The sequence below is a fragment of the Actinoplanes sp. NPDC049802 genome (assembly GCF_040656595.1).
Classification (GTDB): Bacteria; Actinomycetota; Actinomycetes; order Mycobacteriales; family Micromonosporaceae; genus Actinoplanes.
This window is the reverse complement of record NZ_JBFAMR010000057.1, coordinates 1-12,906: the sequence shown is the minus strand read 5'-3', so window position 1 is coordinate 12,906 and position 12,906 is coordinate 1. Positions and strand designations below refer to the sequence as shown.

Genomic DNA, 12,906 nt, shown 5'->3' with positions numbered 1-12,906 from the left:
GCTGGAAACGGTCACCGCGACCGGCTTCGGCGGTAATTCCGCCGCCCTCGCTACCGCGGTCGCGTTAATGCCCGCGCGGTAGACGGCACCGGCCCGGAACCCGCCACCTACCGCGGACGGCTACCGCCGCGGCTCGATGTGCGGGCCCGGCCACCCGGGTGACGATTGCCCCACATCGGAAACGACGCCGGAAAAGGCACGGGGGATCGTGATGGAAGAAGGCCTGCGTACGCTGCTCGACATCTGCCAATGGCTGGTATCCGCCGGCCGGCTCGTCGCGATTCTCAGCCGGTGCGCCAGGTCACGCAATGATCCGGTGCGGGAACGGTCCCGGAACGGCCGGTGCTCGATAGGCTGGCGGGAGGTGTGCCGGGAAGTCTGGTCGGCGGGTGTTTCACCGACCCTGGATATGGAGGCCCCGTGCCAGACGACTCCCGCCCGTCCCCGCCCCTGCTCGGCCGCGGCTCCTGGGCCGAGGCCCGCCGGATCGCCGACGTGCTCCGCAAGGAGACCGTCGGAGGCGTGCTGCTGCTGTCGGGTGCGCTGATCGCCCTGATCTGGGCCAACTCGCCGTGGTCCGGCTCCTACCAGAGGATGACCGGCTTCACGATCGGCCCGGCCGCCCTGCATCTCGACCTCACGCTGGCCACCTGGGCGGCCGACGGTCTGCTGGCGGTCTTCTTCTTCGTGGCCGGGCTCGAGCTGAAACGCGAGTTCGTCGCCGGCGACCTGCGAGACCCGCGCCGGGCGGCGATCCCGGTCGCCGCGGCGGTCGGCGGGGTCGCCGTGCCCGCGATCCTCTACCTGGCGGTCAACTGGGGCGGCGCGGTCGAGGGCTGGGCCGTCCCGACCGCCACCGACATCGCCTTCGCGCTCGCCGTGCTGGCCGTCGTGGGGCGCAGCCTGCCGACCGCCATGCGCACCTTCCTGCTCACCCTCGCGGTCGTCGACGACCTGCTCGCCATCATGATCATCGCGGTGTTCTACACCAGCGACCTCGCGGTCCTCCCGCTGCTCGGCGCGCTCGTGCCGCTCGGCCTGTTCACCTGGCTGGTGCAGCGCCGGATCCGGTCCTGGTGGCTGCTGCTGCCGCTGGCGTTCGCCGCCTGGGCGCTGGTGCACGCCTCCGGGGTGCACGCCACCGTGGCCGGGGTGCTGCTCGGCTTCGCCGTGCCCGTGCTCACCCCGGCGCACCCGTCCGCCGACACGGCCGGGCACGGTCTCGCCGAGCATTTCGAGCACCGGTTCCGGCCGATCTCGGCGGGCATAGCGGTGCCGGTCTTCGCCCTCATGTCGGCCGGAGTGGCGATCGGCGGCCTGGCCGGGCTGGGCACGGCGCTGACCGACCCGGCCTCGATCGGGGTCGTGCTGGGCCTGGTCCTCGGCAAGCCGGTCGGCATCCTCGCCGCGACCTGGCTGCTCGCCCGGTTCACCCGGGCCCGGATGGGCGACGGGCTGACCTGGATCGACATGCTGGGCCTGTCCGTGCTGGCCGGCATCGGCTTCACCGTCTCTCTGCTGATCGGGGAGCTGGCGTTCGGCGCCGGCAGCGACCGCAACGACCACGTCAAGATCGCCGTCCTGGCCGGGTCGCTGACGGCCGCCCTGCTGGCGAGCGTGCTGCTGCGGGTCCGCAACCGCACCTACCGGCTGCTGGCGGAGGAGGAGCGCGCCGACCGGGACGGCGACGACATCCCCGACGTCTACCAGCGCTGAGCGGGCTGTTTCCATACCAGGCCGCGACGTCTACCAGCGCTGAGCGGGCTGTTTCCATACCAGGCCGCGACGTCTGTCAGCGCTGAGCGGGCTGTTCTCACCAGGCCGCGACGTCTGTCCTGTCAGCGCTGAGCACACCCGTTCCCGGTCCAGGCCGCGGGCCGCGGCCTGGACGGCGGCCGCGCCTCAGACGGGCATCCCGGCGCGGGTGATCTTCCGGTTCACCGGAGCCCGGCTCTGACGGGTGAATCCGGACGCCGACGACCGGCTGCTGCCGGTCCGGGTGGCGACCACCTCGTCGTCGGCGATGCTGCGGTTCACGGTGTGGCGCAAGCCCGGATGCCGGGACTCCCACGCCTCCCGCACCCGCGACGGCAGGTGCAGGTCCCGCCACACGCGGCGCAGCATCATCGGATTGATCAGATCCGCGACCTCGCCGCACTCGACGGCCTCGCACAGCACCTTCTCGTAGGCGTGCCGCAGCTGGACCGGATCCTCCAGGTCGTAGCGGCGGCGGCTGGCATGACCACAGGCCATGTGATGCGGCACCTCGAGCATCCCGAGGCTGTTGCCGTGCAGATCGTCGATCCGGTCAGGGACGGCGGGAGCCCGGCTTGCGGCGCTGCGGTTCTTGCGTCCGTCCCGGGCGGCGACGTACGACATGCCTCCCAGGCTAAGCGCGCCGGAGCGGATCGGCGGGCCAAATCGGTGGTGGACCCACGGCGCGGCATGCCAGGGTGGGCTCGTACAACATCCGTCTCAACGAGGAGAAGACCCATGCGAGCAGCTTCCACGCTCCGGACCCCGACCCGTCCTACCGTGGAGACCTGCTTTGCCTTTGCTGAACCTCGGAATCGTCGCCCATGTTGATGCCGGCAAGACCAGCCTGACCGAGCGCCTCCTCTACGAGGCCGGGGCAGTGTCCCGGCCGGGGAGCGTCGACGACGGCACCACGCGCACCGACTCGATGGAGCTGGAGCGCCGTCGTGGCATCACCATCCGGGCGGCCGTCACCTCTCTGCATCTCGGCGACCTGACCGTCAACCTGCTCGACACTCCCGGCCACCCGGACTTCATCGCCGAGGTGGAGCGGCCCCTGGCCGTGCTCGACGCCGCCGTGCTCGTGGTGTCCAGTGTGGAGGGCGTCCAGCCGCAGACCGTCGCCATCTGGCGGGCGCTGCGCCGCATCGGCGTGCCCACGCTCTTCTTCGTCAACAAGGTGGACCGTCGCGGCGCCGACGTCGACCGGGTGCTTACCCAGATCCGGCGACGCCTCGCCACCTGCCCGGTCATGCTCACCACCGTCGCCGGCCAGGGTGGGCGCGACGCCCGGGTGCGGGCGCTGCGACTCGACGCCGAGCCGGTGGTGGCGGCCGTCGCCGAGGCCGACGACGCGATCGCCGCGCGGTGGCTCAGCGGCGAGCCGGTCCGGGCACGCGACGTGCGCCGCGCCGTCCGGGCCGGGGTCCGCGTCACGAGTCTCGTCCCGGTGGCGTGCGGCTCGGCGATCACCGGCGCCGGTGTGCCGCAACTGCGTCACCTTCTGGCCGACCTGCTGCCCCGCTGTGACGAGCGGGACGGCCCGGTGGCGGGCACGGTGTTCGCCGTCGACCGGGACACCCACGGGCGGCGGGCCTGGCTGCGGTTGTGGTCGGGTCGTCTGCGCGTACGCGATCGGGTCTGTCTGAGCGGGACCCGCCCGCAGACGGTGACGCAGATCGCGGTGAGCGAGCCCGACGGTGTCCTGGTTCGCCCTGCGGCGACGGCCGGGCAGATCGCGGCGGTGCGCGGGCTGTCGGCGCGGATCGGCCAGCACGTCGGCGATCCGCCGCGCCGCCACCTCTACCGTTTCCCTCCGCCGACCCGGCAGGCCCTGGTCGAGCCGGTGGATCCGGCGCAGCGGCTGGCGCTGTTCGCCGGGCTGGCCGACCTGGCCGACGAGGACCCGCTGGTGGACCTGCGACTCGACGAGCACCGGTCGGAGGCGGTGATCCGGCTGCACGGCGAGGTGCAGAAGGAGGTGATCGCCGCGCTTCTGGAGGAGCGGTACGGCGTACGCGTGCGGTTCTCCGGCACGCTCACCGCCTGCATCGAACGGGTGGTGGGCACCGGAACCGCCGAGGACCGGATCCGGGAACGCGGCAACCCGTACCTCGCGGGCCTGGGTTTGCGGATCGAGGCCGCGCCGGTGGGTCACGGCATCGAGTTCCGTCCCGGGATCGAGCCGGGCCGGCTGCCCCCGGCCTTCGTCGCGGCGACCGAGGAGGGTGTGCGGGCCGCGCTCCGGCACGGGCGGCACGGCTGGCCGGTCACCGACTGCGTCGTCACCATGACGTCGTCGCAGTACTGTCCACGGCAGAGCAGACCGCACCAGAAGTTCGACAAGTCGATCTCCACGGTGGCAGGCGACTTCCGCAACCTGGCCCCGGTCGTGGTGACCGCCGCGCTGCGCCGGGCCGGCGTCCGGGTGTGCCAGCCGGTCGAGCGGTTCGACGTCAACCTGCCGCACCACCAGGCCGACGCGGTCACCGCGCTGCTGGGCCGGGCCGGCGCGGCCATCGACGACACCGGCGGATCCGGCGGATACCTGGAGATGACCGGCACCCTGCCGTCGTCGCGGGTGCCGCTGGTGGTCGCCGCGCTGCCCGACCTGACCGGTGGCGAGGCCGTGCTGACCACCCACTTCGACCACTATGCGCCGGTCACCGGCGAGGACCCGCCGGCGCTGCCCCGGCGGGGACCCGACCCGGCCGACCGGGACGGATGGTTCCGGGCGATGCCCCGGTGACCGGCGGCGACCGCCACCCGGTTCCGGCCCGCCTCCTTGGCCGCGTACAGTGCGCCGTCGGCGGCACCCAGCGCGGCCTCCGGGCCGGTCCCGGTGGCCGGCGCCGCGAACACCCCGACGCTGACGGTCACCGCCAGCGTCCCGGCGCCGGTCTCCACCGGCCGGCCGGTGACCGCCCGCCGCAGCCGTTCGGCCGCCGCCTCCGGAGCGCCGTCGCAGATCCACACGGCCGCGAACTCCTCACCGCCGTAACGGCCCAGCCGGCCGCCCTCCGGCAGAGCCTCCCGCAGTCGTGCGGCGACCGTGGCGATGACCTGATCGCCGGCCTGGTGCCCGTACCGGTCGTTGATCTGCTTGAAATGATCGATGTCGGCCATCACCGCCACGAACGGCGCACCCGCCCGGTGGGCCGCCGCATGGGTGTCCCCGGCCAGGCCGAAGAAGTGCCGCCGGTTGCTGATCCCGGTCAGCGGGTCGGTCGTCGCCAGGTAGCGGACCTGAGCGAACAGGACCGCGTTGTCGTAGGCGACCATCGCCTCCTCGGCGAGCGCCGCGGCCAGCTTCACCTCGGTCGGCCCGTACGCGCCCGGCCCCTCCGCCGTCAGCACCACCAGCCCGACCGGGGTGTCCGGCCGGTGCAGCGGCACCACCAGACACCCGGCGTCCGGCGTGATCGCCGGCAGGCCGTCCACCGGCACCGGCCCGGGGGCGGCGAGCAGCGCGTTCAGCGCAGCGGTCCGCTCCACCGCGACCGTCCCGTCCAGGGTGAGATCACCGTCCCCGGACGCCCGCACCAGGTGCGACCGCGCGGCCGGCAGCACCCGCGCCAGGGTGGCCCGCAACTCCTCGAGGACGGCCTCCGGCTCCAGCGAACGGCTGAACCGGATCATCGACTCGCGCAGCGTGTCGGCCATGTCGCGCTGCTGCTCGGCGGCCCGCACCGCGACCGCCAGTTGCGCCGCCCGGGCCGTCTCCACCGCCGCCGCCACGTGCTGCGTGACGGCGGCGAGAATCCCGGCGTCGGCGGCCGTGAACATGCCCTTGGCCACCCGGCTGTCCAGGTAGACCACCCCGAGCAGGCGGCCGTCCAGGATCAGCGGCGCCGCCATGATGCTGCGCAGCCCGTGCAGCACCACGCTGCGGGAGCCCAGCGCCGCCCCCTCCTCGGCGCCGGTCACCACCACCGGCTCCCCGGTCCGCCGTACCCGGTCCACGATCGTCGAGCCGTAGTCGGTGAGCACCTCCAGATCCTGGCCGCCGGCGTCGCGGCCGCTGTGCGGCTGGAGGCGGCCGGCGTCGTCGAGCAGGAACAGGTAGGCCCGCTCGGCGTTGAGGATCCGCACCGTCTCGTCGAGGACGGCACGGCTCAGCGCGTCCAGGTTCACCATGCCGGACACCGTGCGGCTCAGCCGCTCCAGCGCGGCCAGCCGCCGCCGGTCCGCGGCGCCACCGTCGCCGGAGGCGGCACGTCGGGCGGTGTCGCTCGCGGTCAGGGCGAATTCCCGGCGTACGGCGTGCGCGAACTGCAGCATCCCGATCCGGTCGGCGAGCCCGGCCGCCGCCTCGGCGAACGTCACCGCCTCCTCGGTGTGCCCGGACCGTGCCGCGTCCCGGGCCCGCAGCAGCGCCGCCGACGCGGTGACCACCGGGACGTCGTCGTCGCGGGTGCGCCGGTCCACCGCGGCCAGTGACCGGACGGCCCGGCGACGGGCCCGGTCACCGTCCGCGCCCAGCCAGTCCACATGTGCCTTGAGGACGGCGTGGTGGGCGGCCAGTTGACGGCAGGCGCCACGGCCGGAGAAAGAGGCCGTCCGCAACTGCCGGAGCGCGCGCCGGGCCTCGGCCAGCGGGGCCGCCCGCAACCCGGGCGCGGCGGTGCGAAGCTGCTCCACCCGCCCGTACGCCACCGTCAGGAACACCGTCCGCATCGTGGACGGCAGCGCGATCGGCCGGATCCGCAGCGCGGCCAGTTCGGCGGCGGCCCGGTCGAACGTCTCCCCGAACTCGTGGTCCTGCAAGGCTTGGTCCAGCACCGCACTGAGCATCATGAGCCGGGCCACGGTGTCCTGGCCGCGTGACTGGTCCGCCGGCGGCGTCACCACGTCGGCGGCGCCCGAGATCCGGCGGTCACCGTGGAGACGGGCGACCGGCACCCGGTGCTGGTCCTCGTGGTCCAGGCTGCCCACCCCTTGGGCGACCGAGGCCCGCATCTCGCCCATCCGGCCGCGCAGGAACCAGCGGGAGCCGACCGACAGCGCGTAGCTGAGGTTCTCGGTCGTGTTCAGCAGCGCGCTGTGCCGCCGCAGCCAGCGCGAGAACTCGGGCAGATCCGGTTCGCCGGTCTGGATCTCGGCGAGCCGCCGCATGTACTCGGCGTGGACGATTACCGCCGGGTCACCGACCGTGGCCGCGAGCCGGTACGCCCGCGCGAACTCGCGGCGGGCCGGCCGCCGGGTGATCGTCTGCTTCAGGGCCGCCCGGTGGACGACCTGACGGGCGTACTCGGGAGACATCCCGATCCGGGCCGCCGTGTACCGGGACCGCATCTCGTGCCCGGCCAGCATCGCCGGGTTCGTCGTCAGAATGCCCGCGTACGAGCCGATCGCGTGCAGGGCGAACCGCTGCCGGAACCGGGCCAGCCGCTCCGGGTCGGCCGTACCGAACCCGATGCCGGTGCGCTCGATCGCCACGGCCGCCAGCAGATGGCCGAGCGTGCCGGCCAGCCCGCGCGCCCCGGCGGTGACGGCCGTGTCGCCGAGCGCCGCGAGTCCCCGGTCCACCTCGTCGAGGGCGGCGCCGACGTGCCAGCGGGTCAGTTCGAGCTGGGCCAGTTGCTCGTGCAGGCGGGCACGCGTCCGCCGATCCGGGCCGGCGGCGAGCGCCGCCCGGAAGCGGTGCCCGGCCTCGGTGGGCCGGCCCGCCTGCGCGTAGGCGGCGCCCAATGACGTGTCGAGCGCCGCCGCGGTCGCCGCGTCCACCCGGTCCCGGAACCGTTCCGCGGCCTCCAGGAACACCACGGCGTCCTGGCCGGCGTGATCGTCCAGGGCGGCGCGGGCCGCCGCCAGGCAGGCGGCCACGGTCCGTGCCGGGTCCCGCTCCGGATGCCCGTCCAGCAGGTGACGGGCCAGTTCCCGGGCCGGCCCGGCGACCACGTCGGCGGCCCGCTGGTGCAGGTCCCGCAACCGGCCCGCGGACAGCGCGCCGAGCAGCGCCCGGTGCATCCGCTCGTGGACGAACGCGAAACCGCCGCCCACCGGCTCCAGCACGCCGAGCCCGGCCGCGGTGTCGAACCCGGCCCGTGCCTCGCCCTCATCCGTCCCGGCCACCCGGGCCGCCGACGCGGGGTCGAACTGGAAGCCGGCGACCGCGGCCGCGGTGAGCAGGTCCCGGCCGGCCGGGCCGAGATCCGCGATCCGGCTCAGCAGCAGGCCCTCCAGGTCGGTGGGGATGTCCACGAACGCGAGCCCGTCGCCGTCCAGGTCGAGGCGGCCGTCGCGGGGCGCGACCAGGCCGTTGTCGACGGCCACCCGCATCAGCGTCAAGATGCCCAGGGGCAGCCCGCCGCCGCCGGCCAGCAGCCGGTCGAACAGGCCGCCGGCCAGTGGGTAGCCACCGCTGTACGGCTCGATCAGCTGTGCCACGGCGGCACGGTCGAGCGGTTTCAGATCGATGGCCCGTACCCCGGGAGCGCCGGCGCCGGAAGCGGCTGTCGCGGTCAGGATCAGCAGCGGCTCGCCGGCGTGCCGGGCCAGGATCCGCTGGGTCACCTGGGCGGTCGCGTCGTCCAGCCAGTGCGCGTCGTCGAAGGCCAGGATCGCGCCACCGGACCGGGCGGCCAGTTCGGCGAGGAAGGCGGCCACCGCCCGTGGATAGGCGTCGCCGGTCGCCGCCGCGGCGCCGAGCACCTCCCGCAGGCCGGGGGAGAGGCGGCTCAGATACGGGGCCGCCGTGCCGGCCGCGTCCCGGATTCGGGCGGTGGCCGCCGCGTCCGCGTGCCGGGCGATCCACTTCAGGTGGCTGTCGACCGCGCGGGCCAGCACCGCGAGCGGCGCGTCGCCGGGGCGGCAGGTCGCGCGCAGCACCGGCACACCGGCGGCCCGCACCCCGGCCGTGAACTCGCGCAACAGACGGGTCTTGCCGAGACCGGCGCCGCCCCGGATCACGGCGCTCCGTGCCCCCTCCCGGACGAGTGCCCATTCGGCGGTGAGCGCGGCCGTCTCGGCCGCCCGCCCGGCGAACGGCGTCTCGATCGGGCGGACCGGCTCGTCGGCGACCTCCGGAACCGGGCCGCCGGCGGCCACCGCCCGCAGGATCGCGGCGACCGCGGGCGCGCCCGCGTACCGGTCGTCGGGGTCCTTGGCGAGCAGCCGGGCGATCACCGTGCCCAGCGGTCCGGGCAGCACGGGCGCGACGGCGACCGCGTGCAGGCGGATCAGCTCGCCCGCGTCCGCGGCCTGGAACGGCGGCCGCCCGGACAGGCACTCGTGCAGGACGGCGCCCAGCGCGTACAGGTCGCTGCGGGCGTCGACCGGGCGTTGCAGGGTGCCGTTCTGCTCCGGCGACGCGTAGGTGAGCGTGCCGGCGACCTCGTCCCCGGCGTGCCCGCCCGCCCGCTTGGTCAGGCCCAGGTCGACCAGGCGGGCGCGGCCGTCCGGGGCGATGATGACGTTCTCCGGCTTGACGTCGCGGTGCGCCAGGTTCAGCCGGTGCAGGGCGGCCAGCGTCGTCGCCACGTCCGCGCCGATCCGGGCCGTCGTCGCGGCGTCCCGCGGCCCGGCCGCCAGCAGATCAGCGAGGCAATCACCGGCGACGAACTCCATGACCGCGTACGGAAGCCCGTCCGCCTCCCCGGTGTGATACACCTCGGGCAGGCCGTTTCCGCAGGTGGCCGTCCACGTCGCCTCGCGGCGCAGGGCGGCCCGGCCCGCCGGGTCGAGCAGCACCTTCACCGCCACCGGGGTGCCGTCGGAGCGCTCGGCACGGTAGACGACACTGTGCGCGCCCCGGCCGATCGGCTCCAGCGCGCTGAGTCCCGGCACGGCCGGCCCTGTCTGGTTCACGGGCCATACGGTCGGCCCTCAGGTGCCGGATCTGAGGAAAACGGTCAGCGCGTGCGCCGCATCGAGCGGCAGTGCGTGCGCCGCATCGAGCGGCAGTGTGTGCGCCGCATCGAGCGGCAGTGTGTGCGCCGCATCGAGCGGCAGCGCGGCCGCCGCCCGCGGCGGTGCCGGCCGGACCTCCGGCCTCGAATCCGCCTGACCGGTACGCGGGACGCCGTCCCACCCACTCCCGCGCCCCGGGTGACCACCGAGCTCAGCCCGGCGGGCGCGGCAGAGGCCGGACCGGCCGGCAGGTGAGCGCCGCTCGGGCGGGACGGTCCTGTTCGGCGGGACGGGGTCACGCGTACCGGAAAGAATGTGCCGTCGAACCGGACGCCGGACCAGGCGGCGGTCATCGTGTCCCGCGATCGCAGCAACAGGACGAGATTGATCAGCCGGGCGGCGCGCATACCCGATTCTCGAACATCCGCACGCCGGCCTGCTCCCGCCGGCGCGACCCGGTCAAGGGGTTCCGCCGGAGTCGGAGCCGTACGTGGACTGGTGGGGTTCGGTGCCCTCGCCGAGGCCGCCGCCGCGCATCGATCCGCGGCCGGTGCGCCGGTTGCCGCGGGCGATCCGCCCGGAGGCGGCCCGCGCGCGGCGCAGGATCTCGTCACGGTCCGGAACCTGCCGGGCCCGTCTGCGCCGCATCACCACGGTCACGACGAGAACGGCGGCCAGGAGCGCCGCACCGATGATCGCGCCAGCCGTCACGCCATTCATGTCGATGACTGTATGGCGGCCCTGCAAGGGCCTCTGTCAGGCTTTATGGTGATCGAATGGCATCGGTGAAACAGTTCCAGGTCACTTTCGACTGCGCGGACCCGGAGCGGGTCGCGCGTTTCTGGTGCGAGGTGCTCGGCTACGAGGCGCCGCCACCGCGCGGCTTCGGCAGTTGGGACGACTACCAGCGGTCGCAGCCGGAGGAGCGGCGCGGCGCCTGGTTCGCGTGCGTCGACCCCACCGGCGTCGGCCCGCGCCTCTTCTTCCAGCGCGTTCCCGAGAACAAGGTCGTGAAAAATCGGGTGCACCTCGATGTACGGGTCGGTACCGGGCTCGTGGGTGACGAGCGCCTGGCGGTCCTCGAGGCCGAATGCGCCCGGCTGGTCGCGCTCGGCGCGGTACGCGTGCGACTGCTGACCGCTGATGGCTATGACGAGTCGTGCCTCGTGATGCAGGACGTCGAGGGCAACGAATTCTGTCTTGACTGACGGTTTGCGGCGGGGTCAGCCGTCGAGGAGCGGAGCACCCCCACGTGCGTGGGGAGGACCCTGATCACCTGTCGTACGGGACCGGGTGGCCGGAGCACCCCCACGCACGTGGGGTGCTCCGCTTATGAGAGCCGCCGGTGCCGGCGGGCGCCCGTTTCAATCGATAACGTTCAGCGACTGCTGTCGCCGCCGGAGGAACCCGTGAGCTCGGACGACCCGACCGAACAGATGCGCTGGTACGCGGGCCTGGCATTGATCTTCTTCGCGGCTGTGCCAGTCGTCGGTATGGCGCTCGTGGCGTCGGATTCAGTTGCCGACAACGCGTGGGTGCCGGTGATCGTCGCGGCACCGGTAAACCTCGTCGGTGTGGTGTTCGCGGTGTTGAGCATGGTGGCTCGCGATCCGCGGATGTCGGCTCGGCGGCTCGCGATCGCCGGCGGCTTGGTCCTGCTCGGGGACGTCGCGTTGTACGGCATCTATTCACTGATCACCTGACGACCGCCGGGAGAGTTTCATGTCTGAGTTGCGGGTCCGTCCGCCTGGGCTGACAGGTTCGCCGGGCTGGAGCCGAAGGTCAACGGTCGGCTGAGCCGACCCATTCACACCTCTGGAATATCTGTACGTGCCCGGCAGAAGGTGTCATACAGCATCTGATGCGGATTCGCACCGGAGAACGTAGACCCTGATGCTGCTGACGTGCGGATTCACGCTACCAACGTTGCCTAGCAGCGGCGGCCGTCCTCTTCTGGTTAGCCCGCCCCGATTAGGCTCGGCTCGTGCCGATCCCCTTCCGCTGGCGTCTGCTCGACATCGAGAGCGGCAAGACCATCACCGAGTGCAGCGACATCGAGGGTCTCTTCACCGACCGGGTGTTCCCGGTCGCGCCGGTGTACGAGCGCTACACGCTGGTCAGCTGCCACCCCGCCGGGCCGTTGCGGGCCGCGATCGACGGCACCGGCCCGGACTGGCTCGGCATCTTGGTCATCGAGCCCGCGCATGTCCCCGGCCGCCCGGTCGATGAATACTGCGATCCCAGCGCCTGCCACGAGTGCGCCTTCAGCGTGGAGGAACTTCTCGACGTTCGCCTCGTCGGGTACCGGCCCGCCGCCGACGGTTCGGACCGGCTCGATGTCGACCTGACCGGTCACCGCTACGACGACGACAACAACCGGCACGGCACCACCGCGCCGGAAGCCTTCGGATACCGGCTGATCGTCACGGGCATGGACGGACGGCTGGACGAGCGGGCCGGTGACTGCGGTGACATCGCCGGGCTCTTCCGGGAGCGGCCGGATCCCTGGCCTCCGGGTCCACCGGTCACGCTGCTCGGCTGCCGCCCCGGTCCCACCGGCTCGATCGCGGCCGAACTGGCACACGTGCGCACCGACGGCACGGTCAGCAGGATGACCTGGGAGCACTGTGTGAACGGAAGGATCGTCGCCACCCGCCCGTCGGCCCACGGTGACGGTCTCGTCGATCTCACCCTCAACCGGCCGATCGTGGATCCGCTCGCAGGCGGCGATCGCGCCCTCTGGGACATGTGGCGTTCCGGCGGCCCCACCGAGCCCAACCTATGGGCGCCCCTCGACCGCGGAGGCCGCCGGCGCTGGGTGCGAGCAGCCGCGCTGCACCGCTCACACGAGCCGGACAAACCCGCCGGCATCGTGTACCACTTGGACGGACGCCATGTGACCGACGAGGACGCCTTCTACTGCGCGCTCGGCGAGGCGATCAACGGTCCTGGGGGCTGGTTCGGCACCGACCTGTTCTGGGTGCACGAGTGCGCCGCCACCGGCGACGGCGCCACCCCCGGCTTCCGGCTGATCTGGCACGACTCCGCGGTGGCGCGAGCCCACCTGGTTCCCGGCTACGACCGGCACACCTGGCGGCCCGCTCTCACCTTCGATGACCTAGTCCGATTCCTCATCCGGGAGGGCGTCGAGCTGGAGCTGCAGTGACAGCTCACGGGCGTGGACCCCGTACGCCGGGAGGCCCATTAGGCCGTGTTTAAGAAGTGGCTTGCCTGACCGGCTGTACGGGTGTGTCGGTGATCGATAAATGAAGAGGTCTCCGGTAGATCGTTCAACGACGA

8 protein-coding genes are annotated in these 12,906 nt (G+C 73.2%); 5 read left to right on the top strand and 3 right to left on the bottom strand.

Annotated features, from left to right (window positions below):
- Positions 1-420: 420 nt before the first annotated feature.
- Entirely contained in the window at positions 421-1,716 is a 1,296-nt protein-coding gene (gene nhaA, locus AB0I88_RS30175) for a Na+/H+ antiporter NhaA (RefSeq protein ID WP_361032086.1), read from the top strand.
- A 186-nt stretch (positions 1,717-1,902) separates the two neighbouring features.
- Here nhaA and AB0I88_RS30170 read toward each other — a convergent pair whose 3' ends face one another.
- Positions 1,903-2,379 carry a hypothetical protein gene (locus AB0I88_RS30170; RefSeq protein ID WP_361032083.1) on the bottom strand — a complete coding sequence of 159 codons (477 nt, stop codon included), beginning with the start codon at positions 2,377-2,379 and terminating at the stop codon, positions 1,903-1,905.
- Positions 2,380-2,548: 169 nt separating this feature from the next.
- Between AB0I88_RS30170 and AB0I88_RS30165 the strand changes: the two genes are divergently transcribed.
- Complete coding sequence (locus AB0I88_RS30165; RefSeq protein ID WP_361032080.1) at positions 2,549-4,504, top strand: translation factor GTPase family protein; 1,956 nt, start codon at positions 2,549-2,551, stop codon at positions 4,502-4,504.
- On the opposite strand, the gene AB0I88_RS30160 is transcribed toward AB0I88_RS30165, so the two are convergent.
- Positions 4,408-9,564 carry a diguanylate cyclase gene (locus tag AB0I88_RS30160; protein ID WP_361032077.1) on the bottom strand — a complete coding sequence of 1,719 codons (5,157 nt, stop codon included), beginning with the start codon at positions 9,562-9,564 and terminating at the stop codon, positions 4,408-4,410. The two genes, AB0I88_RS30165 and AB0I88_RS30160, sit on opposite strands and share 97 nt — an antisense overlap.
- A 501-nt stretch (positions 9,565-10,065) precedes the next feature.
- Complete coding sequence (locus AB0I88_RS30155) at positions 10,066-10,326, bottom strand: hypothetical protein (RefSeq protein WP_361032074.1); 261 nt, start codon at positions 10,324-10,326, stop codon at positions 10,066-10,068.
- Between the two features lie 56 nt (positions 10,327-10,382).
- On the opposite strand from AB0I88_RS30155, the gene AB0I88_RS30150 reads away from it, so the two are divergent.
- The 3 genes from AB0I88_RS30150 to AB0I88_RS30140 all read left to right on the top strand — a co-directional run bounded on the left by AB0I88_RS30150 (position 10,383) and on the right by AB0I88_RS30140 (position 12,772).
- The gene (locus AB0I88_RS30150) at positions 10,383-10,814 is read left to right on the top strand and encodes a VOC family protein (RefSeq protein WP_361032071.1); all 432 of its coding nucleotides are present in this window, start codon (positions 10,383-10,385) and stop codon (positions 10,812-10,814) included.
- Positions 10,815-11,015: 201 nt separating this feature from the next.
- Positions 11,016-11,309, top strand: a complete 294-nt coding sequence (locus AB0I88_RS30145) for a hypothetical protein (RefSeq protein ID WP_361032068.1) — start codon at positions 11,016-11,018, stop codon at positions 11,307-11,309.
- A gap of 281 nt (positions 11,310-11,590) precedes the next feature.
- Positions 11,591-12,772, top strand: coding sequence for a hypothetical protein (locus tag AB0I88_RS30140; RefSeq protein ID WP_361032065.1), 1,182 nt, complete (start codon positions 11,591-11,593; stop codon positions 12,770-12,772).
- Positions 12,773-12,906: the final 134 nt, after the last annotated feature.

What these genes read in the sequence shown, in the direction of transcription:
- AB0I88_RS30170 (WP_361032083.1), bottom strand. Translation starts at nt 2,379, where the DNA reads ATGTCGTACGTCGCCGCCCGGGACGGACGCAAGAACCGCAGCGCCGCA.
- AB0I88_RS30155 (WP_361032074.1), bottom strand. Translation starts at nt 10,326, where the DNA reads ATGAATGGCGTGACGGCTGGCGCGATCATCGGTGCGGCGCTCCTGGCC.
- AB0I88_RS30150 (WP_361032071.1), top strand. Translation starts at nt 10,383, where the DNA reads ATGGCATCGGTGAAACAGTTCCAGGTCACTTTCGACTGCGCGGACCCG.